General features: G+C 39.0%; 22 protein-coding genes and 1 pseudogene. 8 read left to right on the plus strand and 15 right to left on the minus strand.

The window, feature by feature from the left end; genetic code table 11:
* Positions 1-4 precede the first annotated feature (4 nt).
* A complete protein-coding gene (locus ABFY81_RS03525; RefSeq protein ID WP_000434318.1) occupies positions 5-727 on the minus strand; it encodes a UTRA domain-containing protein in 723 nt (240 codons plus the stop codon).
* Between the two features lie 1,248 nt (positions 728-1,975).
* Here ABFY81_RS03525 and alr point away from each other — a divergent pair.
* Entirely contained in the window at positions 1,976-3,268 is a 1,293-nt protein-coding gene (gene alr / locus ABFY81_RS03530; protein ID WP_347913044.1) for an alanine racemase, read from the plus strand.
* Positions 3,269-3,416: 148 nt separating this feature from the next.
* Here the strand turns inward: alr and pobA are convergent, their stop codons facing one another.
* A complete protein-coding gene (gene pobA, locus ABFY81_RS03535; RefSeq protein ID WP_261483857.1) occupies positions 3,417-4,631 on the minus strand; it encodes a 4-hydroxybenzoate 3-monooxygenase in 1,215 nt (404 codons plus the stop codon).
* A 141-nt stretch (positions 4,632-4,772) separates the two neighbouring features.
* Between pobA and pobR the strand changes: the two genes are divergently transcribed.
* The gene (pobR, locus tag ABFY81_RS03540; protein WP_134261496.1) at positions 4,773-5,588 is read left to right on the plus strand and encodes an IclR family transcriptional regulator PobR; all 816 of its coding nucleotides are present in this window, start codon (positions 4,773-4,775) and stop codon (positions 5,586-5,588) included.
* Positions 5,589-5,644: 56 nt separating this feature from the next.
* Here the strand turns inward: pobR and ABFY81_RS03545 are convergent, their stop codons facing one another.
* A complete protein-coding gene (locus ABFY81_RS03545) occupies positions 5,645-6,241 on the minus strand; it encodes an NAD(P)H-dependent oxidoreductase (RefSeq protein WP_347913045.1) in 597 nt (198 codons plus the stop codon).
* A 98-nt stretch (positions 6,242-6,339) separates the two neighbouring features.
* Between ABFY81_RS03545 and ABFY81_RS03550 the strand changes: the two genes are divergently transcribed.
* On the plus strand, positions 6,340-7,245 hold the full coding sequence (locus ABFY81_RS03550) for a LysR family transcriptional regulator (RefSeq protein ID WP_347913046.1): 906 nt from the start codon (positions 6,340-6,342) through the stop codon (positions 7,243-7,245).
* A 168-nt stretch (positions 7,246-7,413) separates the two neighbouring features.
* On the opposite strand, the gene ABFY81_RS03555 is transcribed toward ABFY81_RS03550, so the two are convergent.
* Positions 7,414-7,986, minus strand: a complete 573-nt coding sequence (locus tag ABFY81_RS03555; RefSeq protein ID WP_347913047.1) for a cytochrome b/b6 domain-containing protein — start codon at positions 7,984-7,986, stop codon at positions 7,414-7,416.
* Positions 7,987-7,998: 12 nt separating this feature from the next.
* Positions 7,999-9,063: a catalase family peroxidase gene (locus ABFY81_RS03560; RefSeq protein ID WP_347913048.1), complete on the minus strand. Its 1,065-nt coding sequence runs from the start codon at positions 9,061-9,063 to the stop codon at positions 7,999-8,001.
* 235 nt (positions 9,064-9,298) lie between these two features.
* On the opposite strand from ABFY81_RS03560, the pseudogene ABFY81_RS03565 reads away from it, so the two are divergent.
* A pseudogene (locus ABFY81_RS03565) lies at positions 9,299-9,376 on the plus strand (transcriptional regulator); the annotation flags it as partial.
* Positions 9,377-9,451: 75 nt separating this feature from the next.
* Here ABFY81_RS03565 and eat read toward each other — a convergent pair.
* Positions 9,452-10,867: an ethanolamine permease gene (gene eat / locus ABFY81_RS03570; protein ID WP_347913049.1), complete on the minus strand. Its 1,416-nt coding sequence runs from the start codon at positions 10,865-10,867 to the stop codon at positions 9,452-9,454.
* A 180-nt stretch (positions 10,868-11,047) separates the two neighbouring features.
* Here eat and ABFY81_RS03575 point away from each other — a divergent pair, with 180 nt between their 5' ends.
* The 3 genes from ABFY81_RS03575 to ABFY81_RS03585 all read left to right on the plus strand — a co-directional run bounded on the left by ABFY81_RS03575 (position 11,048) and on the right by ABFY81_RS03585 (position 14,794).
* Positions 11,048-12,049: a phosphotransferase gene (locus tag ABFY81_RS03575; protein WP_347913050.1), complete on the plus strand. Its 1,002-nt coding sequence runs from the start codon at positions 11,048-11,050 to the stop codon at positions 12,047-12,049.
* Positions 12,050-12,126: 77 nt separating this feature from the next.
* Positions 12,127-13,452: a haloacid dehalogenase-like hydrolase gene (locus ABFY81_RS03580; RefSeq protein ID WP_347913051.1), complete on the plus strand. Its 1,326-nt coding sequence runs from the start codon at positions 12,127-12,129 to the stop codon at positions 13,450-13,452.
* Between the two features lie 307 nt (positions 13,453-13,759).
* On the plus strand, positions 13,760-14,794 hold the full coding sequence (locus ABFY81_RS03585) for an AraC family transcriptional regulator (RefSeq protein WP_347913416.1): 1,035 nt from the start codon (positions 13,760-13,762) through the stop codon (positions 14,792-14,794).
* A 151-nt stretch (positions 14,795-14,945) separates the two neighbouring features.
* Here the strand turns inward: ABFY81_RS03585 and ABFY81_RS03590 are convergent, their stop codons facing one another.
* The gene (locus tag ABFY81_RS03590) at positions 14,946-16,286 is read right to left on the minus strand and encodes an aspartate aminotransferase family protein (protein WP_002157177.1); all 1,341 of its coding nucleotides are present in this window, start codon (positions 16,284-16,286) and stop codon (positions 14,946-14,948) included.
* Positions 16,287-16,521: 235 nt separating this feature from the next.
* Entirely contained in the window at positions 16,522-17,106 is a 585-nt protein-coding gene (locus ABFY81_RS03595) for a TetR/AcrR family transcriptional regulator (protein WP_347913052.1), read from the minus strand.
* Positions 17,107-17,845: 739 nt separating this feature from the next.
* Between ABFY81_RS03595 and ABFY81_RS03600 the strand changes: the two genes are divergently transcribed.
* Positions 17,846-18,277, plus strand: coding sequence for a hypothetical protein (locus tag ABFY81_RS03600; protein WP_346790218.1), 432 nt, complete (start codon positions 17,846-17,848; stop codon positions 18,275-18,277).
* Positions 18,278-18,430: 153 nt separating this feature from the next.
* Here the strand turns inward: ABFY81_RS03600 and ABFY81_RS03605 are convergent, their stop codons facing one another.
* The 7 genes from ABFY81_RS03605 to ABFY81_RS03635 all read right to left on the minus strand — a co-directional run bounded on the left by ABFY81_RS03605 (position 18,431) and on the right by ABFY81_RS03635 (position 25,885).
* Positions 18,431-19,375 carry a hypothetical protein gene (locus ABFY81_RS03605; protein ID WP_347913053.1) on the minus strand — a complete coding sequence of 315 codons (945 nt, stop codon included), beginning with the start codon at positions 19,373-19,375 and terminating at the stop codon, positions 18,431-18,433.
* 347 nt (positions 19,376-19,722) lie between these two features.
* The gene (locus tag ABFY81_RS03610) at positions 19,723-20,106 is read right to left on the minus strand and encodes a PaaI family thioesterase (protein ID WP_347913054.1); all 384 of its coding nucleotides are present in this window, start codon (positions 20,104-20,106) and stop codon (positions 19,723-19,725) included.
* 78 nt (positions 20,107-20,184) lie between these two features.
* Complete coding sequence (locus ABFY81_RS03615; protein ID WP_347913055.1) at positions 20,185-20,790, minus strand: gamma carbonic anhydrase family protein; 606 nt, start codon at positions 20,788-20,790, stop codon at positions 20,185-20,187.
* Positions 20,777-21,742: a phenylacetic acid degradation operon negative regulatory protein PaaX gene (paaX, locus tag ABFY81_RS03620; protein ID WP_000062822.1), complete on the minus strand. Its 966-nt coding sequence runs from the start codon at positions 21,740-21,742 to the stop codon at positions 20,777-20,779. The genes ABFY81_RS03615 and paaX overlap by 14 nt, the downstream gene beginning before the upstream one ends.
* A 53-nt stretch (positions 21,743-21,795) precedes the next feature.
* Complete coding sequence (paaK, locus tag ABFY81_RS03625) at positions 21,796-23,085, minus strand: phenylacetate--CoA ligase PaaK (protein WP_004702409.1); 1,290 nt, start codon at positions 23,083-23,085, stop codon at positions 21,796-21,798.
* Between the two features lie 40 nt (positions 23,086-23,125).
* A complete protein-coding gene (pcaF, locus tag ABFY81_RS03630; RefSeq protein ID WP_347913056.1) occupies positions 23,126-24,334 on the minus strand; it encodes a 3-oxoadipyl-CoA thiolase in 1,209 nt (402 codons plus the stop codon).
* Positions 24,335-24,346: 12 nt separating this feature from the next.
* Positions 24,347-25,885: a 3-hydroxyacyl-CoA dehydrogenase gene (locus tag ABFY81_RS03635; RefSeq protein ID WP_347913057.1), complete on the minus strand. Its 1,539-nt coding sequence runs from the start codon at positions 25,883-25,885 to the stop codon at positions 24,347-24,349.
* Position 25,886 lies beyond the last annotated feature (1 nt).

The following is a 25,886-nucleotide window of genomic DNA, read 5'->3' on the forward strand; positions in this document are numbered from 1 at the left end:
ATTTTTATGCTCGCGCTTCGAAGTGCAAATCTAAAACATCATGTAGCCAATATTCTTGGTCAACATCGGTAATTACGCCTTCTTCATTTCTGTTGCTACGGCAAATATATAAACCCAGTGCGCCAACATTCACATGCAGTGCTTTAGCCTGTTGTTCCGATAAAGCGGTTGGATAGAGGTTAATGTCAGCTCTGGTGATATGGCAGTTATATTGATTTGCCATGAGTAAAGTAATGGATTGCTTGAGATCATGAGTTAAAAACTCAGGGAAAAGTTCGGCATTCACCCGTAAATGCTCAACCAAAACAGGTCGTCCATTAATACAACGACGTCGCCAAACTGAATAAATCGGATGCCCTTTTTCAACTTTTAAATGCTTGGCATCCCAAGAAGTAGCTTGCGTAAGTTCACTCGAAATTACTTCTGTAGAAGGTTCATAGCCTTGTTCAATCACAAACTGGTTAAAGTTTTTTGTCGATTGCGGGTGATAAATAATGCGAGGAGAACGAACATACCAACCACGGCGGTCTAAACGATAAATCAAGCCATCAGTTTCCAAAGCCAGTAAAGCTTCACGTGCAGCCACACGAGTGGTTTGGAACTGTTCAGACAGCACTCTTTCTGATGGGAGTTTTGCGTGGGCTTCTAATACACCCGATTCAATATCATGGGCAATCGCATCGCGAATAGGAATATATTTAGGTATGCGAGCTTGGTCCTGTTCCATACAAACTTAGAATTTATAAATAAAGAAATTAATAGCAATATACTGAAAAAATGTGACAAAAGCTTTTATTAATGCTGATCTTTTAAGCAAAACGCGTCCTATTCCCCGCTTTTTTCAATTCAACTTTTCCATAAAAAATCGTGCGTGCACGCATACTCTGGCTTCGGAAAACTTTTCTTGACTCATCTGTTTATCAAGGAAAACGGCATAGCTTAATCATTACATCATATTTATTGAGACACTTATTTAAGATAAAAATTCATATTTTGTACTGACTCTTACACAGGAATTGAGGATTTGCCCTAACACTAAATATCCGCCCTCCTATATTACTGCCTTGTAGAATTAGAATAGTATGATCAATAAAAACCCAAATCTTCTTGAGTAATTTAAAAAATAAACACACCATCTTATATTTAAAAACTCTCAATATAAAATCACCCATTTAATAAAAACTAAAATATTAAGAAAATTTACTGATTTAAAAATAAACATAAAATTTTAATTTAATCATAATTTCAAACAACAAATTTAATTAAAAAAACAAGATAAGGTCAATTCGTCGATTTATTAAACAAAACCATAACTACACCTCCAAGGTTAAATACCACCCAACCATTTATTCAATCTAATTAATACTTCATTTATAAAATTTAAATTAATTAATTAAAAACTATTAAATATGATATTAGATGCTTAAAAATTTGTCATGTTATAACCAAAAATTTCTAAATAATTTCAATAAATAAATATAAGCATATGATAAGTATAATAATTTTAATACTTCACATGCCATATAACAAAGTTTCGGATGTTTACCTCCATATATTTTTTATATTTTACCGAATGATAAAAGAATCATAATCAATAAATAATAAAAATAAAAAATCCGTTGTAACAATAAAGTTAATTGTTTACCAAATGTTATATTTTAAAAATTGTTATTAAAAATATCACCAATAATTAGATTAAAAAAATAACATTCAAAAAAATATAATGATTTTTCTTCTTGTTTTTTTCACAAATGTATATTTAGATTTAATTAAGATTATTTAAAATCACATTTGTATTTTATGAATACAGTTTAAGCAAAATTAAATTTTACTTAACACTGACTATAATATTTTAAGGAGAAAGTATTATTACGACCAAATCGTGTGACATTTTAAATTAATTATATCTCTGTACTTAACCATAAAAATCCACCCAGCGTTAAATCATATTCAGCCAGGAAAGATTAAAAAACTCATGAAACTTAAAACAAATTTTTCGCATCTCGCTTATAGCTGTGCATTGGTAGTATTCGGTTCCATACAATTTGCCCATGCTGCACCTTTACTCACGTCTCATATCACAAATGAAGTCAGCCCTGCACCTACAGCAAATGCATGGGTTGAAATTGACACTCAAGCTTTTGAAGATAATATTAAAAGGACAAATCAATTACTTAATGGCAAAACACAACTTTGTGTAGTCATGAAAGCAAATGCATATGGGCATAGTATTGACCTACTTATGCCGAGTGTTATGAAATTAAATGTGTCTTGTATTGGCATCACCAGTAATGCAGAAGCGGCGATGGTGCGTAAGCATGGCTATAAAGGCAAAATTACACGTTTACGTACAGCAACTGATAGTGAAATCATCAATGCACATGCGTTAAATATCGAAGAGCTTTTGGGTAATTATGATCAGGCTGCCCGTATCTCTAAATGGGCAGAAGCGAACAATACAACTGTTCATTATAGCTTGGCTTTAAATTCGGGTGGTATGGATCGTAATGGTCTTGAAATGTCTACAGCTCAAGGTAAAGAACAAGCTGTTGCAATCACTAAGCTTCCAAATCTTAAAATTGACGGCATTATGACCCATTATGCTGTAGAAGATGAAAAATATGTTCGTGAGCGCCTAGCTCAATTTAATGAACAAACAGCATGGTTAATTAAAAAAGCCAAACTGAATCGTAAAGAATTAACATTACATACAGCAAATTCATTTGCTACTGTAAATGTTCCTGAATCACATTTAGATATGGTCCGTGCAGGCGCAATTATTTATGGAGATTTTCCTAATCACCCTGAATTTAAACGCATGATGGCATTTAAAACACAAATTGCTGCAGTTAATAATTACCTTAAAGGTTCAACTGTAGGTTATGACCAAACTTATACGTTGACACGTGACTCCAAACTTGCAAACTTGCCTGTAGGTTATTCGGATGGCTACCGTCGTAGTTTTAGTAATAAAGCTTTTGTTTTAGTAAATGGACAAAAAGCGCCAGTGGTTGGTCGAGTATCAATGAATACTGTTATGGTTGATGTAACAGATATTCCAGAAGCCAAAGCGGGTGATGAAGTTGTATTATATGGTCGTCAAGGCAATGCTGAGGTTCAATCTAGTGATTTAACGAGTCTTACAGGCCATATTTTGACAGAGGCCTACATCCCGTGGAGTAACTCTAACCCACAAGTGATTAAACCTATTCAATCTCAGCAACAAGCAATGATAAGCAATAGTAAAGTTACCGCAACCGCTGAGTAAACGTTAAGTTAATTGATAAGTAGCCCTATATTTAAAAAATATTAGGGCTACTTTTTGTATGACGACATTTCTTAAACTATTTGTTCCCATCTAATTTTTATATAAAAAAAAGAGCATTTTCATGCCCTTTTTACTTTTTATTTAGCCTTTAGCTTGCGTGCTTAAAACTATCAATTTGCTTGATCTCATAAGGCAAACCAACATAGTTTTCGGCTAATGTGGTTTTACCTGCAATTGAGCCAAGTACATAACTTAACTCGGCCTGTTTAATCTTATGATCAAACTCACTTTCAGTTTCAAAACGATGCAATAAGTGAGTCATCCACCAAGAAAAACGCTCCGCTTTCCATACACGTTGTAGACATTTTTCAGAGTATTCATTTATACCTTGTTCGGAACCTTCGGCATAATATTCAATAAGTGCGCTTGATAAATAAGCAATATCAGAAGCCGCGAGATTTAAGCCTTTTGCTCCTGTCGGTGGAACAATATGCGCAGCATCGCCAGCTAAAAATAGTTTTCCGAAACGCATTGGTTCAGTCACAAAGCTACGTAACGGAGCGATACTTTTTTCAATAGAAGGTCCTGTCACTAAATTTTCACGGCTTTCAGGGTCTAGGCGGTTTTTTAACTCGTCCCAGAACTTTTCATCCGACCAGTCTTCGACGTGATCTGTTAAAGGGACTTGTAAATAATAGCGGCTACGCGTTTCTGAACGCATACTACATAAAGCAAATCCACGTTCAGACTGTACATAAATGAGTTCATCGGCTACAGGTGGGACATCTGCCAACACCCCTAACCAGCCAAACGGATAAACTTTTTCAAAGGTTTTAATTTTGTCTTCTGGTACGCTGGCACGGCAGACTCCGTGGTAGCCATCACAACCAGCAATAAAGTCACACTGAATTTGAAAAGCTTTACCTTGGTGCTCAAACTCAACTTTTGGTGCAGTGTAGAAATCTTTTACTTGTACATTTTGAGCTTCATAAAATGAAGTGAGCTGCTCTGCTTCACGCGCAGTCATTAAATCTTTGGTGACTTCGGTCTGACCATATACGGTCACTTGTTTACCACCTGTTAGTGCGGCCAGATCAACCCGATGTAACTCACCATTGGTTAAGATTTCGATGCCCGAATGTGGTAATCCTTTTTCTTTTAAGTTTTGGTCAACGCCTGCTTGTTTCAGTAAGTCGACCGACACTTGCTCTAAAATTCCTGCACGAATCCGTGAAGCCACATATTCAGCACTACGTTGCTCAACAATAATATGATCGATGCCAGCTTTATATAGAAGCTGCCCAAGCAATAACCCTGCTGGTCCAGAACCAATAATTGCAACCTGTGTCTTTAAAATATCCATAACTTCATCCTTGTTTCATCCTGACTTTTAAATTACTGGCTTTAAGTTTTGTTCACTATGTATGCAAGACGGAAATAACCGTTTATCATTTAGTTTGTCCGAATAGCGGACAGAAACAATCAAAATAACAGGAATGAATGGATGCCTTCTCTCGATGCTTTTCTAGAGCACCCGAACTCGCATGAGAAAATTCGTCAAGATGACTACATTGCAGGGTTAGCAAAAGGCTTAGCTTTACTCGAAGCTTTTGGAACAGACCGACAACGGCTCAATGTTACTCAAGTGGCTGAGCGAACCGGTATTAGTCGTACAGCGGCAAGGCGTTACCTAAAAACTTTAAAATACTTAGGCTATTTAGAAACCGATGAACATTACTTTTGGCTCACTCATCGCGTGCTGCGCTTTTCGAGTTCTTATTTAAGCTCTGCCCACCTGCCTAAAGTTGCTCAATCCTTTTTAAATCTTTTGTGCGCGCAGACATCCCTGACTTTTTCAATTGTGGTGTTAGACGATAACGAAGTGGTGCCGATTGCCCGCAGCTATTTACCGCAGCAAGATAATTTACGCGTAAGTCCTTATGGCATGCACTTAGGAAACCGTCTCCCTGCCCATGCCACGTCCACAGGTAAAGTATTGTTAGCAGCACTGTCTGAAGAAGCTCAGCACGCATGGGTCAAAACTTATGGTTTAAAACGCTTAACTCCTTTTACCATTGTAGATGAGTCAAAGTTTTTTGAAGTGCTTAAGGGCATTACGTTATCGGATTATTGTCTTTCTAAAGAAGAACATGAGCTTGGCGTAATTGCGATTGCTGTGCCCGTTTTTAATGCACAAGGTCAAGCCATAGCAGCGCTTAACTGCATGTCTCAAACTAACCGTATACAAGAAGATTATTTGGTTCAGCAAATTTTGCCATTGCTACGCAACACGGCAAATGAACTTAGAAATGTGATTTAAATAAACTTAGAAACTCTTGTGATCAATTAGAGGTACAAGAGTTTCAGGTTATGATTTTAAATGGCGAATTCTTTAACTTGCTGGCTTGCCAGATTTAATGCATTGCTGCGATAGGCCTGCATGTCTAAGCCTTCTGCATAGATAAAATCAACCTCATGAATGCCCATTAGCCCTAACACAGCTTTGAGATAAGGCGTGACTGCCTCAGTTTCTTGGCCAACATGAATACCACCCCGACTACTTACCACTACCGCTTTTACTCCTTCAACCAAACCTTGAGGGTAAGTTTCGGTATAGCGGAATGTTTGTCTTGCGCGTGCCACTAAATCAAACCAGTTTTTGAGTTGAGTCGGTACATTTAAATTGTACATGGGTGCGCCAATCACGAGTAAATCAGCACTTTTTAATTCAGCAATTAATTCATCAGATAAAGCAACGATTCGTTGAATGTCTTGATTTATATTTTCAGCCCCACGAAGCGCCTGAAAAATTTCCAGATCTAATACAGGCAGGTTCATTTCAGCTAAATTGCGTATGGTAATGTCATCTTGCAAACCTTGGTCTTTACGGTGTTCAAGCATTACATCAATTAAGCGATTGGTTTGTGAACCCTCACCCATAATGCTGGATTTTAATACCAATATTTTAGCCATGACCATCTCCACGTTTTTGATGAAGCCATATTAACTCCACAATAAATTCAACAGTGATGATATTATTTCTTATCATTGGTTCCTTTTAGGCAACAATCATGCAACATGAGTTAAGTGCAATTTCTATATTTGTGACTGTGGTTGAAGCTGGAAGTTTTGTAAAGGCTGCCGAACAATTGCATTTAACTCGCTCAGCCATTAGTAAAAATATTGCTCGGCTTGAAGAACAGCTTGGCGTCGTTCTATTTAAAAGAACAACACGTTCACTCAGCATGACTGATGAAGGCGCTTTGTTTTATGAGCATAGCTGCCGAGCATTGAATGAAATACAAAATGCAGCAGCACTGTTAGACCAAGGGAAAATTAACGCAACAGGCCGATTAAGAATGTCTGTGCCAGTGCTATTCGGACAAGTCTTTGCTGCCCCGCTTATGGTTAAATTTGCTCAACAACATTCGGACTTACAGCTAGAAATTTCATTTAATGATCGAACTGTAGACTTGGTCGAAGAAGGTTTTGATTTATGCATCCGAATCGGAGCGTTACCTGACACCACTCAGCTCGTTGCCAAACTGATTGGTCAGCATCGAATGCTACTTTGTGCTTCACCTGACTATTTAAATAAAGTAGGTCCCATAGAACATATTGAGGACTTAGACCACCACGCCACGATTGCCGATCCGCATTTTGGTCAAATAAAAAAGTGGCGACTTCAAAAGGAAAATAGCGAGCCTTTATTTTTTAAACCCAAAGCAAAACTTCTTTTAAATGACTTACAAGCCCTTAAAAATGCAGCGCTTGCTGGAGCAGGTATCGCTTGGTTACCCGATTGGCTCATTCAAAATGAATTACAGGACGGTAAACTCGTACAAGTATTAGAAACCATGTCGAGCATTGCTTTTCCGATTCATTTGGTATGGCCTACACTGCCCTTTATGCCGCTGAAAACCCGGCTAGCAATTGATTATTTGGCGCAGCATTTACCATCTGAACTGAACAAATAAGCTTAAAATAAAATAGGCCTCGTTCACTTGAACAAGGCCTTTTGCAGCCATGCTTGCTTTGAGAATTTCATAATTTATCTAGATCAAACTCAATATTTAAAAAAGCCACATGCAAAGATGTGGCTCAATAGAGTTTAGTCATCGTTCAATCAAAAACTTTCAAGCGAACTAGTCAGCGTCCTCTTTTTTAGAAGAAGGCCCCAAAGCCATACTCGAAAATACACCATCGCGATAAATCCATGCATGTAATAACGCAGCAGATAGATGACCAATAACGACAGCAAATAATAGCCAAGCCAAAATTCCATGTAATGTACGGAACCAAGCATAAAGTGTAGAGTTAGTGGGTGCTATAGGCGGAAGATCCCAACCCGGAAATAAAGTGACAGGCCAATTACCTGCCGATAGCGTTGCCCATCCGAGCAATGGCAAACTAAACATCAAAATATAAAGTAGCCAATGTGATGCATGAGCAAGAAACGCCTGCCAGCGCGGTACAGTCGGCGGCAAAGGTGGAATTGGGTAATAAAGTCGATTTATTAATCTGATGATCACCAATAGTAAGATTGCGATTCCTAAAGGACGGTGAATATCGATTAACCACGGACGCCATGTAATTGAGGTGGTCATTCCTACCCCAATAAATAGCATGGCCAAAATTGCTGCCGCCATAAGCCAATGCAGTATTCGAGCAGTCAAATTAAAATGACGTGGAGCATTATCGCTAGATTTATTTTGCATTGTTCAGCTCTCCTATTTGCCCACGGCATCGGTTGCTTTGCCAAGTCCAATTTCACGTAATCGAGCATTGTAAGACTGTGAATAGATCGCCGCTCGTGCTGCGAGTACGGGATCATCTGATAACTCAATTCCGGGTGGCACCAAAGTTGGGTCAAAGTTAATATCACGACATGCGCCATTTACCTGATCAGTCACATTTTTGACTTCTAATGTTCCGGCTATAACTTCTTTACGGTCTTTTGGCCAAGGCTGAGATGGGTCATTCACTGGGTCTCCTGGCTCGGCAAGTTGCAAAACTAAGTCCCAATAGAGCGGTCCTTCAGCCAAACGTTTTTTGATGTCTTTAAATAAGAAATCATGGTCAGCTTGATCACGTTGTTCTTTGGTCTGACTAATAAATTTTGAATGAGGACGCATAGACCAACGGACTGGCTGTTCTTGTCCATTGGCGGCCCGCAATATAAAGGCATTTACGACATAAAATTCTGCACCGCTAAAACTACCGGTTAATGGCATCTTGGCCTTTTGCTCAATAGACTTACGCGCTTCGGGATATTCTTTTAAAAACGCCTCAACAAGGGCTGGATCAGGCTTACCAGTAGATGGAACCGGTTTAAATGCTTTTTGCTGCGCCAAAAAACCTTCAGCATTTCGAGTCGGGAAATAGGGAAAGTTGTTTAATTTCATGCGCCACTGCGAATGATCGGCTGCGGAAAGTAATAAAGCCATACTCACTGTTGCGGTAGAATTATCTGCCGCATGCGGGTTACCGCTTCCAATAGAAAATCGGCCAATTGCCGGTATATCAGACTTGGCAAATACAGTGGCTTTCGAGAGTGCTGCTGCTGCACCATTACTGTGGTAAGTGCCATCAAAGCAAATCCCTTTACCGTGTGCACGTCGGTATCCGGGATCAAAGTTTTTTAATGTGTCACCCAAAAAAGTTTTGGATGTTGTTCGGTGTCCAAATAGACCAGCGGTCCAAGCAAATGCCAATACTAAAGCGCCTGCGATTACAGCAATACCCACGAATCGCAGCCAGTACTTCTTTAGAGTTTTAAAATTCAAATTATTCATTCTTTATCCTGTGTAAATTATATAGCTGCATTTATAAAGAAAAGTTTGATCCTATAAAAAGAGTATTACTTAATTTGATGAAATTATGTTCAAGATTAGCTAAGTAAATAAAATCCCGAAATTTCTGAAACTAATAGTGATAAGCCTTAATATAATATTTATTTCTGGCCATATAAGTTACGTACCGTGAGGTTAGTATTAAGTTTATTAACATTTGAATAGAGATAAATAAAGCATGGCAACAAAAAATGTAAAAGCCTCCACATTGACAGAGAGAGTCCGAAGATGTGATCTTTTTACTGGTGAAAATAATTGATTCCATGAACCAGATATAACTTATAAAAACTTAAAAGAGGCCGAAGCCTCTTTATTTGTATTGCACTCAAAATCAGTCATCAATCATGGCGAACTCTTGCTCAGGCGTACCTTTCACTAAATGGTGACGGCTATATAACAAGTAATAGAGTATAAATCCGACATAAATCAGCGCGGCCAATAACCAAACTTTTGGATTTACCATTAACCCTGCCACAACAGCAACAGCAGCAAGAATCAAGGCAATGCAAGACGTCCATATTCCACCAGGGGTTTTATAAGGGCGTGGTAATTCGGGGCGAGACAAGCGCAATTTGATATGTGAGAGCATCATCAACACATAAGAAATGGTTGCGCCAAATACTGCCATTAAAATGAGTAAGTCGCCCTCACCTGTTAAAGAAAGTAAGAAACCAATAATGCCCGGAATGATAATGGCCCAATATGGCGCTTTATTTTCATTGGTAAGCGATAAGTTTTTTGGTAAATATCCCGCACGTGACAATGCAAAAATCTGACGCGAATATGCATAAATAATTGAGAAGAAACTTGCGACAAGTCCAGCAAGACCCACAAAGTTAACAAAGCTTGCCAACCATGTGTGCTGACCATATACCGCAATAAGTGCATCAACTAAAGGTGCCCCTGAATTTTTTAAAGCATTTGAACCCGCAGCGCCTGCTCCCAAAAATAAGATTAAAAGTGCAAACGATGCCAATATCAACATCGAACCAATCAAGCCGCGTGGTAATGAACGTACTGGATCTTTTGCTTCTTCGGCAGCCAATGGTACCCCTTCAACGGCAAGAAAAAACCAGATGGCATAAGGTACTGCGGCCCATATTCCCATATAGCCAAATGGTAAAAATTGACTTGCACCTGCATGAGAACTGACTGGAATATCAAATAACCGTGCGCTGTCAAAATGTGGAAGCATCGCGACAATAAATACGACCAGTGCAATACAAGCAACGGCGGTAATTCCAAACATGATTTTCAGCGCTTCACCTGCACCTTTGAGATGAATGCCCATAAAAACTAAATAGCAAATTAAATAAACAGCCCAGCCGCCAATGCCAAAGAGTGATTGGCAATATGACCCAATAAATACGGCAATGGCAGCAGGTGCAATTGCATATTCAATTAAAATCGCAGTCCCTGTGAGGTATCCACCAAAAGGACCAAATGCAACGCGGGCAAAACTATAGCCACCGCCAGCAGTGGGCAACATTGTTGACATCTCAGACATCACAAAGCTCATGCAGAGATACATAAACGCGACGATGACTGTTGCAATAAAGAGTCCTCCCCAGCCGCCTTGTGCCAGCCCAAAATTCCAACCTGCAAAGTCACCCGAAATGACGTAAGAGACACCTAGCCCCACTAATAGTAACCAACCTACTGCCCCCTTTTTTAACTGACGTTTTGCAAAATACTCTGCGTCCTGTTGTAAAGCACCAACCTCTACGCTTAATTCAGATTCTTTCATTGTCGTATGCCTTATCGACTAAATTTACACCACCAATAGTTGCGCAAAAGATATTCATAAAACTTGACAGCAAAACATCTCCCCGACCACTTGAAGTCAAGTTGATTCATTTTTTCTTTTATAAGATCGACGGCATCTCAACACAAAACGTGTTTAAAAATTAAATTGAGGAGATGGGTTATGTCTGTAGAACAAAATGAATTTTTAAGCCAAGTTCAATTACAAATACTGGCAGAACAAGCAATTAAACAGTATCCATCAGACTATCAAGGACAGGTCAAACTACTGTGTCAGTCTGAAAATGCAACCTATCAAGTTTCGACTGGGTCTGCCCGATATGCGCTTCGAATTCACCGTCCGAACTATCACAGCAAACTCGATATACAAAGTGAGCTTGTATGGTTAGATGCTTTAAATGCGAGTGGAATCCAAGTTCCTGTTGCGATTGCAGATCAATCGGGTGAACGCGTAATTACCTTGAAACTATCGAATGATATTTATCGTTATGCAGTTCTTTTCAACTGGGTTGAGGGCGATATGCCGACGGTTGAAGTTGACCCCACTGCATTTGAACAATTAGGACAAATTACCGCAAAGTTGCACGTACATAGTAAGACATGGCAAGCGCCTGAAAGCTTTCAGCGTATTGTGTGGAATCATGAAACTATGGTCGGTGCAGATGGACACTGGGGAAACTGGAAAAATGCACCTCATCTAAGACCACAAGATCACGGCGTAATTGAAGAAGCCATTGCACAAATTTCGAAAGATTTAAATTTCTTTGGTAAAACCCAAGAACGTTATGGCTTGATTCATGCCGATTTGCGTTTAACTAATCTCTTACTACAACAAGAGCGTATCGGCGTGATCGATTTTGATGACTGCGGCATGAGCTGGTTTATGCATGACCTTGCTGCTGCGATTAGCTTCAATGAACATTATGCAAATGCGCCTCATTGGGTTGATTACTGGTTAAAAGGCTACGAGCGCGTAGGTCATATTCAGTCTGAAGAATATGAAATGATCCCGACTTTTATCATGCAACGCCGCATTCAAATGATGGCTTGGAATGGTTCTCACGCACAAACAGAAATGGCTCAAAGTCTTGGCGATCAATGGTCCAATGAAACTGTGCGTCTCTGTAAAAAATATCTAAACGGACAAATGCCTGTCGGAATTTGAAAAGTGATTTAGATCGCTTTTCTTCATTTTTTCAATTTTTAAATTTTTAAATTTTATAGAATTTAAAGGAAGGGTTTATGCAAGCTACCCATCAACTGAGCAAAGTTGCCAAAGCACTATTACTCACCAGTAGTCTGGCAAGTATGATTGCTTTAAGCGCATGTAACTATAACCCTCTACAAAGCACATCTTCCGCAGTCGCTATTCCCAAAAAGGAATATATCCAAAAAGGTCAATGGGACGCTTTTAACTTTGACCAACTTAATCAATTAATTGCTAGCTATGGAAAAGATAGCCCCAACTATAACCCTGAAAAGCGCCCGTATATTGTCACTGACTTTGACAATACCTCGGTATTTTTAGACATCGAAGAAGCAACGTTAATTTATCAACTTGAACACTTAGCGTTTAATGTCACGCCAGAACAACTTAATCAGATTATTCGTAAAGGAATTAGCTCGCAAAACTTTGAAGCGGCCTACAATAACCAGCAAGGCCAAGCCGTCAATATTGATAAAATTGCCCCAGATATTATTGCCAGCTACACATGGCTTTATCACCACTATAGCGGTCTAAAAGGTAAACAGAGTCTGGATCAAATTAAACAAGATCCACATTATCTCGATTTCATTACTAAAATGAGATATCTATATGCGGCGATTGGAGACACCTTTGATCATGAAGTTGCATATCCGTGGGTCACTTATTTATTTACTGGGCTTACCGAACAACAAGTCCGTAATTTGGTAAAAGCAACGGTAGCTTGGCAAATGCAACAACCGATTGGACCTGTAACATGGACCTCTCCCGCAGCACTTTCGGGCCAAGCAGGCGTTGTGAAAACCACTTGGGAAAATGGTTTAAGGCCATACCGTGAAATGCAAAATCTATTTAAGGCCTTTCAGGACAATGGCATTGATGTCTATGTATGCTCGGCATCTTTTATTGATGTGATTAAGGAAATTATTTCTAATCCAGAGATCGGCTATAACATTAATGAAAAAAATGCCTACGCCATGGAGCTAGAACGAGATGCACAAAATCGAATTTTACCCGAGTTTCGTCATGGCTATGCGCAAACACAAGGTAAAGGCAAAACCGCAACCATCCAGCGTTTTTTAGTCTCTAAATATGGTTATGGGCCAATTTTTATCGCGGGTGACAGTGAGGGCGATCAAAATATGATGCAAGATTTTACGGCGACTCAGAAGGTTCTGATTATCAACCGATTGCGCAGCCCAAGCTCTGATATTGGAAAGTTTTCTCAGCAGGCTGTGCAGAGCTATGGTCAAGCCAATACTAAATTTTTACTACAGGGCCGCGATGCCAATACAGGTCAATTTAGACCCTCAATGGCTAGTTTAAGTTATGGTGCGCAAACGGCAAAAACTACAAAAAATTAATATTTCACTTATTTTCTCATGCCTACAATACATGTTGTATGCATGAGAAGCCGCTTAATTTCTTGTTTGAGTTCTGCCCTGTTTGCCTATCTCTAATGCATTTTCTGCCTTCTTTTAGTTCGCTAACCAACCTTAAATACAACTATTGATCTCTTCTTAAAGAATCAAACCTGAAACTTAAAACAGCAACACATAAGTCATTATTTTATAAATACTTTTAACAAAACAAAATCATGGACGCAAGCAAAAACTGGTATGGCTTTTGCTTAATATAAGAATAGTAGGAATAAATATCATGAGACTTGACATGTTACATCTCAACCCAGCTCATCACGTCGATTCAAATATGTGTAATCAAGGTGTATTGTCTGCGGCTGCATCTGGATTAAGCGAGTTTATTCGTCAAAAAGGTGCCGATGTTGATCGCGTTTTAGGAATTAGTGGTATTAATCCTGAACTTTTAATCAGCCCAACTTTAAGCTTACAACTCCCCAATTATTGCAAGGTGCTTGAACAGGCAGCACTGGTTTCTGGTTGTGATAATTTTGGTCTGCATTATGGTCAACAGTTTCAACCGAAATCATTAGGGCTTATTGGGTACATTGGTCTTTGCTCAAATACATTAGAGTCTGCACTCATGAACATGACCAATAATTTTTATTTGCATCAGAAAGATACCCTCAATCGAATGGTCGATTTGGGAGATAGCTGGCGTATAGATTATCAAGTTCAACACGGTGCGATTTTAACACGCCGCCAAGATGCAGAACTGACCATGGGCATGTTTATGAATGTGATTCGTGAAGTGATGGGCCCTCATTATTCACCACGTGCGATTCACTTTGAGCATACTCGCCCTGAATTTTGGCAAGAACACAGCAAATTATTTAACGCGCCTGTTTATTTTGATCAGCCTTTTAACTCCATCATCATTTCAAAAAAAGATGTTCAGCATACTATGCCGGGGCGTGATTCTATTTTATTAACAGTAATTTTAGATACGCTGCTGTTACTCAATCGTTCTTCACCCAGTCAAAGTCTTGCAGATCAGGTACGCTCTCACATCCAACTTGAACTGAGTGAAGGTGAACCAAACCTTGAAAAAATCGCTCACGATATTGGTTTAACCAGTTGCACCCTTACCCGCCGTTTAAAAAATGAAGGACTCACCTTTACCCATTTAGTCGATCAGGTCCGTTGTGAGTTGGCCGAGCATTATATTAAACAGAAAAATATTCCAATTTCAGAAATGGCATTCCTGCTAGGTTACTCAGAAGTAAGTGCTTTATCTCGTGCATTTAAACGCTGGTTTGGTGTTACACCCCGTCAATTAAGACACTAAAATATTGCAAATACAGGCCTTGAATAAAGGCCTTTTTATTATTTAAGCAATTCGAAATAACTTTTACAGCCACAAAATAATTGAACAATAAAATACCCTTCAAATTAGATTTAACATCCAACTTGAAGGGTATGTTTTATATTTAAGCGACTTACTTTAATTTTGTTAAGGCTTGATCCAAAGCGCCAACTAACCAATCGATATCTTTTATTTGGAAAGCCAAAGGTGGGCGCAGTTTTAATACGTTGCCATAAGGACCTGCAACTGAGGTTAAAACTCGATGAGTATTTCTGAGCTCTTCAATAAGGTTCAAAGCCAATGCTTTATTTGGTTCTTTTGTGGCTCTATCTTTAACCAGTTCAAATCCTATAAATAAACCAGCGCCACGTACATCGCCCACCATCTCATGTTTGTCCATAAGTTTAGTGAGTTCTTTGAGAAGTAGCCCTCCCACATATTTGCTATGGGTTTGTAATTCTTCTTCCTGAATGACTTTAAGTACAGCCTGTGCCGCTGCCATAGAAACAGGATTACCGCCAAAGGTATTAAAATATGGAATTTTATCGCTAAAAGCAGCAAGGACTTCACTCTTGGCTAAAAGCCCTGATACTGGAACGCCGTTACCCATTGGCTTACCTGTGGTAATGATATCAGGCACAACATTGTGGCGACCAAAGCCCCAGAAAGAATCGCCAGTGCGCGCGAAACCCGGTTGTACTTCATCAGCAATAAAAATACCGCCATTGGCATGCACAACATCAACCGCTTTTTGTAAAAACCCAACAGGATTAGGCATCACACCGTCAGAAGAAAATATTGAGTCCGCCAAAAAACCTGCAAACTTAATGCCTTTTGCGTTCATATCGTCAATTTGTTGTTGGATCTGCTGTGCGAACCAAGTACCTAAATCATCAGTTTGAATTCGATAATAATCAGGTGCCGGAACTAGACGAGTTGTCGCATCTAAAGGTTGCTCAGTTCCAAGCGCTGGAGAGCATCCTGAGGTTAAACTACTGGTTCCATGATACGATTCTTGAGACACAATGATTCCTGTGCCGCCGCTATATTCACGGGCAATACGAATCGCTAAATCATTCGCTTCCGAACCCGTACACATATACATGGCACGGTCAATTTCATCAGGAGTGGTTTGTAAAAGTTCTTCGGTATAATCCAAAATATTTTCATGTAAATAACGGGTATGGGTATTAAGCATTTTCATTTGCTCATTTACGGCTTCAATCACCGCAGGATGACAATGACCAATGCTGGCAACATTGTTGTAAACATCTAGATATTGATGACCTGCTGCATCCCATAAATATTGCCCCTGTCCTTTCACCAGATGCACGGGATTACGATAAAACAAGCGATAGGATTCACCTAAAATTTTATTTCTTTTATCGGTCAGTTTGCGGGTAGCATGGTCCAGCTCAGCAGCATGTTCTGGACGAAAGCTATTGGTATCCATAATGGTTGAACGCGTACCCATGAATGACTCCTCTATTTATATTCAGCATATTTTTGCGCGAGACGATGACTGACGTAGGCAACTCATACGCTGATTCGAAATATTTCAGTATTTGATTGAAGTTACGCAAACCATATTGCTTAAGTATCTTTAAAAAAACTTGACCTCAGACCACTTAAGCCACGATTTGAAGTCAACTTATTGCTCTGTTATTGCAACGCTCAAAGCTCATCTAATCGCTATTTATCATTAGGGCTTATGCTTCCCGTAATCGTGCGCTAAAGTTTCTAACAAAAGAATTTAAAAAATAATCCAACACTACATCTCTTTCCTCCAAACCTTGCGAGCCTAAAACCTGTAGCAGTAAACCATCTATCAGGTTTACCACCATGTTGGCATCGAATTGTGGCTCCCGGATTTCTCCGCTAAAAATCAGATCAAAAATTTCATGGCGCAGCCACTTTCGGTACTCAACCGCCATACGGTAAGCCTGCGGATGAAGTAGTTTTATTTCAAAAATGGCTTTAAGTAAAAGGTTATAGAGGCTGTTTAAATTGGTATGTAAAATAATAATTTCTTTGAGTTTATCTTTTGACGCGTAATAACAGCTTGAGTAAATAATAGCGAGCACTTTCTCTCTGAGCAGGCTTTTTTGAAAGGCGATGCACATTTCAACTAAGCGTTCTTTTGAGCCAAAATATTTATAAAACGTAGATTTGGTGATTTGGGATTGTTTAGCAATCAGGTCTACACCTACGGTGTGAAAGCCACGAGTGGTAAAGAGTTGAATTGCGGTTTGAATAACCTGTAGTTTTTTGGATGAGATTTCTAAATTTCGCATAATTTTTCCGTTATAAATTCTTGTTGTGTCTAAATGAGATAAAAAGCCTGTGCCCATTTTGGGAGAAAAAAAGGCACAGCAAAGCCGTAAAGACTGTGCTTGGCACATCTCAAGTTTGTTGTTGCTAAGTTTTAAGTAAAAATGACTTTAAGCCTGAAAACCCTAAAGGCAATCAAGCTGCTTTAATTTTTAAGCTGTGTCGTTATAGCTTTTGGCAAAGGCTGCCAAGAAATAATGGATGTGCAAAGCCAACTCCTTTTTATTGGGAGTTCTGCCGACATGAATAGAATTATGGTGGCAGAACGAAAGGGGGTTCGCGGACTGGCCTTAAGATTCCAGCACACCCAAAGGTGTCCCCCTCCCGTTCCGCCGCAGAGGGGGCACGAGGGTGTACACACTAAAAGTATAAAACCTTTAATGCTCTTAAGGGACGATCCGCGACGATCGACTGGCAATGTAGGCCAGCAGGCAAAGAATAGTGCCCAACCCTTTTGCAGTCAAGCACACAAAATGCCATTTGTTTTAAATTAAATCATTAGAAAAGTAAGGCTAAATAATGAAGGAGTTATTGTTAAGTGGAGCGTTATAGAGGGGTATGAAAAAACAGCCGCGGGAGGCTGTTTTGAACGGGGTCTATTTTTAAAAATTAATTTTTTAATTTATCAATCATTACAAACTTTTTTTTTATACATCTGCTAATCTTTATGAAATTATAGTTCAACTCATAGTGAGGTGCGCAATGTTCAAAAATACTATTATTAAACATACCGAAATTTGTATAATAGTAATTCTATCTACTTTAACAATATATGCATTACATCTATTTTTCCCAAAAAATAATTTAGTTGAAACATATTTTACAGAACTAACAATTTCAACAACTACAGCCATTATTAGTTGTTTAGCAATTATTATAAAATTATTAATCAATATATTTAAAATAGAATTACCTGATTTTTATCATAGATCACTAACATTCTTTATAGAAAAAATTTCAATTTGTTTTATTTCAATTTTTGGCTTTTGTATAGCTATGTCCATAATAAATGCTATTTATGGGAATTATCAAATTATACTTCTTTATATTGTTTTAGGAATATTCGGATTAATATATGGATCAGCTACAATTTTCTTAAATATTAAACTTCAAATTAAAGGTTATTTAACTTAAAATAAATTTGACTAAACAGCAATCAGGTAATTTACTTATCTGATTGCTGTTTATTAATACTATATTTTTTCAACTCTAATATTCAATTGATTCAAAAAATCTAATTTACAATACTCAAGAATAAAATTAAAAAAACACTCAATAAATCAACTCTTACACAAACTGAGCAGCCCAATTTCGGAATTCTTTTTTAGCACTATTATCTTTTATTGCATTTTCAATTTTTAAAATATTATCATAAGATAAAAGCTTATTCCCTTTCAAACAATAATTATTTATTTCATGCATATTTTGTTCATATGCCCTAAATTCTTTAACCAACTTTTTGCGATCTTCTTTTTTCATATCTCTTGGATGTTTTAAAGTTCTATGAATAGAAGAAAAATATTTTATTAAATTTTCTATTTCATATGCTTTATATGTAATTTCAAAACATTCCACCTTTGCAATTTTCTCTTTACGATATAAATCTATTTTTATCTCACCCTGACTAGATGTAGGATCATAAATATTGCCCTGTGACTCAACCCGTAATCTTCTTTCATTTTCTATTTCTTGTTCATTTTTCCTAACATTCATCCAAATATCGCCTGAATTGGTAATATTCTGACGTATATCAGCGACTGTCCAATAATTTAAACTTTCATTAGCAGTACTTAGCTGTTTAATTGTTTGAAGTATTTTATGAATTCCATGTTTACCAGCAAATAAAGTTATTTTTTCATAATTATCTTTTAGCTCATTTATTAATAAAAATTTCTCTTCTAAAATTTTAAAGTTTTCAGACTCAGTTCTAAGAGTATTCATCAACTTATATTGTGCCTTAAATTCAGCTCCAAAATATTTTTTCCCACAATCTTTACCAATTATAATCTCTTTTCCAGTTTTCAACTTAACAAGAAAACCATAGTTATGTTTAGTTTTACATCGACTAATTCCACATTTAACTTTATCTCTAAATTGATAAGGTGCAATAATATGACTAAGATTGTCTATCGCTTCTTCTTCATTATTTATAGTAATTTCAGGCAAAAAATTTGGTCTTTCCTCAATATCTTTCCAATTGTAAATTAAACGGTATTCTTGCACTTCCATCATTTAGCAACCACCTTAAGATTCTGTACTATAGATTTTTTGATTTAAAGCTTTAGTAATCTCTTGATATCAATTTTTTCTTTGTGCTCTGTTATCAACTTCAATATTGCTCAAAAAATCTCGAAGCACTTGTGAAACTGATATCAATTTGTCCTTTTTATTAAAGGCAAGTATTAACTTAATAATCTTAATTTAACATAGTTGAATCTATATAAAAGATACTCAACTGAAATGTGCGACAGATTAAGACGTGGAATTAATTGTTATTTATTTAATATCGGAACAGTTAAAAGAATGAACATAAAAAAGCCCCTGTTTTTGCAGGGACTCTCTTCAAAACTAACCCCATATCACGGCGCGAGTCTGTAACACGTAGAAGTAAACAAAGCGACTCTATTATTCAAACCGTCTGTTATCACAACTTCATAATGCGCAAATTTTTTACTACTGCCGACCTTGGTTGCCGTTGCCAATAACACCCTATCTTTCGCACCGCTCATATAGCGAATATCCGCCTGTAGGCCAGTATATGGCGCATCCCCTGCATTACAAGCCATCGCAAAAGCAATATCGGCTAAAGAAAATATCACGCCACCATGTACGCCGCCCAAGGCATTCATGTGTTCGTCTTTTACATTAAGCTGACAACGCGCTTCATCAAAACTGCGATGCAGCACTTGAACACCCAATAGCTCTGCGAATTGATCAACCGCAGTAGTTTCCATTTTTTGCACAAACGTCTCCCTACTCGTGCGAGTATTTCCCTAAATGTTATAAACCTATGTGTATTGAAATTGACTGATTAAAAGCCGTTAAACGCTATCTTGTTTAATCTGATAGTTTGAAGAACTAAAGTCCTTATAAGTCAGGCGGTCATCCACCTCAGAGCTTAAAGGCTGAACTTCTTGCATTGAGTTTAAGCAGCGCTGTGCAAGCTCCATGTATTCTTGCGTGCCTCTAGTTTTCCACTTTTTTTCTTGTTCTGACAAATCACGTGCAACCTTGGCAGGACTACCCATTGCCAAAACATTTGCTGGAATTATATCTTTGGTTTTGACCAGACTATTTGCACCAATAATGGAGTTTTCACCAATTTCGGCATAGTCTAAAATTACGCTGTTCATGCCGACCAAAACATTTTTACCAATGCGGCAGCCATGTAAAGTTGTGCCATGCCCAATGTGGCCCATTTCCTCAACTAAAGTCACGCTTTGCGGAAAGCCATGTACGGTGCAGCTATCTTGTATATTGGCATTTTGCTTAATATGAATACGACCAAAATCGGCACGCAATGATGCAAAAGGTCCCACATATACACCCGCTTCAATAATCACATCACCAATTAAAACAGCAGTTGGGTGTACAAAAGCTTCTGGGCTAACGACTGGAATAACACCGTCAATACTATAACAAGGCATGATTTAACCTCTCATTTGTTGCCACCAAACCTCCGAAACGGCGCCAATAATGTGCTGTGGCATTTGGCATTGGTCCTTCTGCTGTTGCGGCAACAGACAAGAAGTATTCATCGGCAGGTTCAAATACTTTTTTATAAATATTCATTGATAAAGTTCGTGCACTAATCGCAGGCCAGTCAGTTGGCAACAATTCAAGCGGTAGTGCTGGGTCTTTCAATAAAATCCGTCGATAATAATGAATGAGCAAAGTTCGAATTTGAAAGGCCTGAACAGGTTCAAGTTGTTCGTTTTCTTGCATGAGCAACACGCCAATTTCCCTAAAAATATCGAGAAACTGTAAATATCTTTGGCGTAATTCATCAATTGGCCAGTTGGTTCTGAGCATACGACCAATGGTATCGACAGAATTATTAAAGAGCTGCAAGGTTTCGGCTTTAAACACCACCACTTGCTCACTCATATTTAAGTCAACCAACAAGCGTTGCAGTTCAATACGGTTACAACCCGGATAAGCCATTAGGTTTGTAGAAATATTGGCAAACCCTAACCATTCGAGTTCTTTCTTTAGCAACGCTTTATTTTCAGTGTCGAGGCTAGACATCAGAATAAGATCCCAATAATGGTCCCACTCTTTCATCTGGTCGTTATAAATGCGTTGCTCGGCCTGCAAATAAGTCGAACGGCTTGAATCGGTAATTCGATAAAAACTGGTTCTGCCGATTTTGTCCGAACATAACCAATCATTTTTAACTAAACGAAAAACAGAGGTTCTTACAGCGCGGTCATTAAAACCAAACAGCTCTAATAACTGAATCAGGCTCGCAAGACTAATGTTTCCACCCCGATGAAGTACTGAATCTCCAAAAATTGTCGAAATAAGCGAAGTTCCACTTAAGGTTTCATTCTTTACAACAGAATCAATTATTTGCTGTATTTTTGCACTCATACTCATGTCTTGGCGTTTAGTTTCAGGGTATAGATTCTATACCCTGAATGATCTTGATGTTAAGCAATCTGACGCATATCGATTACCCGCTTTGCCTTACCTTCCGAACGAGGTAAGGTCGCTTCTGTAACAACTTCTACAGTAACGCTAATCCCAATCATGGTTTTAATGCGTTTCATCAACTCCTGAGCAAGTTGATTGGCCTGTATATTACAGTTATGACACATCTCTGTACGAATATGCAAAGTATCCATATGTCCTTTTTTAGTCACCAAAATTTCATAATTTGGAACTAAATGCGGAACTTGCAAAATTTGCTCTTCAATTTGAGTCGGGAAAACGTTCACGCCGCGAATAATCAGCATGTCGTCACTACGGCCCACAATTTTATCCATTTTACGCATCGCCAGATTTTCACCAGCAAGCAAACGGGTCAAATCACGGGTACGGTAACGAATAATCGGTAAGCCTTCTTTAGTAATGGTGGTAAAGACTAGCTCGCCAAGTTCGCCATCTTTACAGACTTCACCCGTTTCAGGGTTAATAATTTCTGGGTAGAAATGATCTTCCCAAATGGTTAGCCCTTCGCCCTCGCCTAGACATTGCATCGCAACACCCGGTCCCATCACCTCAGACAAACCATAAATATCGAGTGCTTTAATATTTAGGCGTTCTTCAATTTCACGGCGAAGTTCGTTGGTCCATGGCTCGGCACCAAAAATACCGACTTTTAAAGACGTATTACGTGCCGTACCAAATTGTTGCTCGAGTTTTTCAATAATACTCACGCAATACGATGGCGTAACCATAATTGCAGTAGGCTTAAAGTCTTGAATAAGCTGAACTTGCTTTTCAGTTTGACCGCCAGACATTGGAATAACCGTCGCACCTAAGCGCTCAGCGCCATAATGTGCACCTAGACCACCTGTAAATAGTCCATAGCCATAAGCCACCTGAACCATATCTTTCGCGGTTAAACCTGCCATGCGTAAGCAACGCGCGACAATGTCAGACCAAGTATTAATATCTTTTTGGGTATAACCCACGACTGTCGGTTTACCCGTTGTGCCTGATGACGCATGTAAACGCACAATTTGCTCTTGCGGTACGGCAAACATTCCAAACGGATAGTTGTCTCTTAAATCCTGTTTGGTGGTAAATGGAAACTTTGCCAGATCGTCTAAAGTCACGAAGTCATCAGGATGTACACCTGCTTCATCGAACTTTTTCTTATAGACCGGACTATTTTCATATACAAAAGTCAGGGTTTGTTTTAACCGTTTAGTTTGCAGCTCTCTAAGCTCTGCAAGTGTTAATTGTTCAACATTATCCGTTGTAAGGCTGTCCATCGCCTCTCTCCTCATTATGTAATTTTTAAAACCGTCTGAATTAATTTAAGTTTTCCAAAATCAGTGCGACGCCTTGTCCAACACCTACACACATCGTGCAAAGTGCATAGCGTCCACCGCGTTTTTTTAGCTCACGTGTTGCTGTAATTACTAAGCGAGTACCACTCATACCGAGCGGATGTCCGAGTGCAATCGCACCGCCATTTGGGTTCACGCGTTCATCGTCATCTTTTAGACCAAGTTCACGCATACAAGCCAAAGATTGGGCTGCGAATGCTTCATTAAGCTCAATCACATCTATCTGATCTAGCGTTAAACCTGTCTGCTTTAAAATTTTCTGTACAGCCGGAACAGGACCTATACCCATATATTTGGGTTCAACCCCTGCACTTGCAATGCCAATCACGCGTGCTAAAGGTTTTAAACCATGTGTATCTGCAAATTCACGGTTGGTAATTAACACACATGCGGCGCCATCATTTACACCAGAGGCATTTCCGGCAGTCACCGAGCCACCTTCTTTTTTAAATGGCGCTTTTAGTTTAGCGAGTGCGTCAAGTGTCGTTTCACGTGGATGTTCGTCTCGATTAACAACGTTCACGTTTTTCTTACGGTCTACAATCTCGACAGGCAAAATCTCATCATTAAAGAAACCGTTTTGTTGTGCCGCAGCCGTTTTTTGTTGGCTACGCAATGCAAACGCATCTTGGTCTTCACGACTAATTTGATATTTTTCAGCTACATTTTCAGCAGTTTCAGGCATGCTGTCGGTGCCGTATTGCGCTTTAAGTTGCTTATTTACAAAGCGCCAGCCAATGGTAGTGTCATAAATTTCAGGGGTACGGCTAAATGCTTCAGTTGGTTTAGCTTGTACAAATGGCGCACGGCTCATTGACTCCACACCACCTGCCAAAACGAACTGTGCTTCACCTGCTTTAATTGAACGTGCTGCAAGTCCTACCGCATCTAAACCCGATGCACACAAGCGATTGACCGTCATGGCAGGTACCGTATCAGGTAAGCCTGCTAACAGTGTTGCCATACGTGCAACGTTACGGTTGTCTTCACCTGCTTGGTTAGCACATCCTAAAAACACTTCGTCTACAGTATTCCACGGTAGGTTCGGGTGTTTATCTTTTAAATATTTAATTGGCAATGCAGCTAAATCATCTGCACGTACTGCACTTAGGGCACCTGCATATCGTCCAATTGGGGTACGAATAAAATCGCAAATTAAAACGTCTTCCATGTTGACTCCTGATTATGCAAATTCGGTCATATCACGTGAATATTGAGTAGCAATTTTTTGAGTTTTCGCTACATATTGCTTGAGGTAGATACTCGCGCGATATTTTTCCTCTCCATACAGTGCATATAAGTTATTTAAGGTTTGGAGCACATAAGCACCGCCCATTTGTGTCAACCACTGGTAAGGACCCTTAGGATAATTCACTCCATATTTCATGGCATTATCAATATCTTCCAGACTCGCAACCCCATGTAAACTTGCTTCGCAGGCTTCATTAATGAGTAAAGCGATGGTGCGTAAGGTTAACAGCGCAGGATGGTCTTTAATCCACATCACACTGATACCAAACTGCGCAAAGTAAGTCTCAACTTTAGCCAGATCACTTGCTTCACAAAGTTCGTTATGACTGAGTACTAAAGCTTGCGCCTGCTCAAAATCATGGTGCCAATCCATTAAAACCACTTTACGGCTTAAGTAATGAATATTGGCAGACTCACCTTGGCTTAAACGTAAGTCGATATCATCAATTTGAAGAATATTGTCGTCGCTAGCAGATCCGCTTTTTAAACCTAAACGCGTTAAAAAAGCAGGTAGCTGAGACCAAGTCCCTTTTAGCTGAATATGGGCATCGACTGGCTCGGCAACCACAGCTTGAAGTTGAAATGTCTCGTACTGATTTTTTTCGTTATAACTATAGAAGCCCTGTTTTGACTTACGGCCCCAAGCACCCGCATCGACTAATTCTTTTTGAATGAGGCTTGGACGGTAGCGTGGCTCGTAAAAAAACTCTTGGTAAACGCTTTGAGTTACCGAAAAGTTAACATCTTGTCCAATGAGGTCGGTAAGTTCACACGGCCCCATCGCAAAACCGCCACACTGTTTTAAAGCATAATCTAGTTGGTCGTAGCTGGTAACTTGTTCTTGCAGTGCTCTAAAGCCTTCTGCATAAAATGGACGTGCAATTCGGTTAACAATAAAACCAGGAGTCGACTTGGTGAGTACAGGAATTTTTTTCCAGCCGAGCATCAAGTTTTTTAAAGCCAAACATAGGCTGTTTGGTGTTTTTAAGCCTTGTACAATTTCAACCAGTTTCATGACTGGCGCAGGGTTAAAAAAGTGTAAACCCACTACGCGCTCAGGGTGAGCAATGCCCGCCGAAATTGCAGTCACTGAAATTGAAGATGTATTGCTTGCAAAAATGGTTTGTACACTACAAATTTCAGCGAGTTGCTTAAATAAAGACTGTTTAACTTCTTTTTTCTCAACGACTGCTTCAATGACCAAGTCAGCATCACGTAGTGCTTCAATTTGATTGACCACAGTTAAACGCGCTAAGGCTTCATCAGCTTGCTGTTGTGTGAGCTTGTTCTTTTCAACCAGCTTTTTAAACGTCTGCTCTAAGCCTTGAGCGGCTTGTTGCGCTTTTTGAGCATCTAAATCATATAAAACGGTCGAGTGCCCATTGACGATGGCTAACTGGGCAATGCCGATGCCCATGGTGCCAGAACCAATAACGGCAATTCGGGCACGAGATAAATCTAAATCTGTCATG

The organism is Acinetobacter sp. WA-87 (assembly GCF_039938935.1).
Classification (GTDB): Bacteria; Pseudomonadota; Gammaproteobacteria; order Pseudomonadales; family Moraxellaceae; genus Acinetobacter; species Acinetobacter seifertii.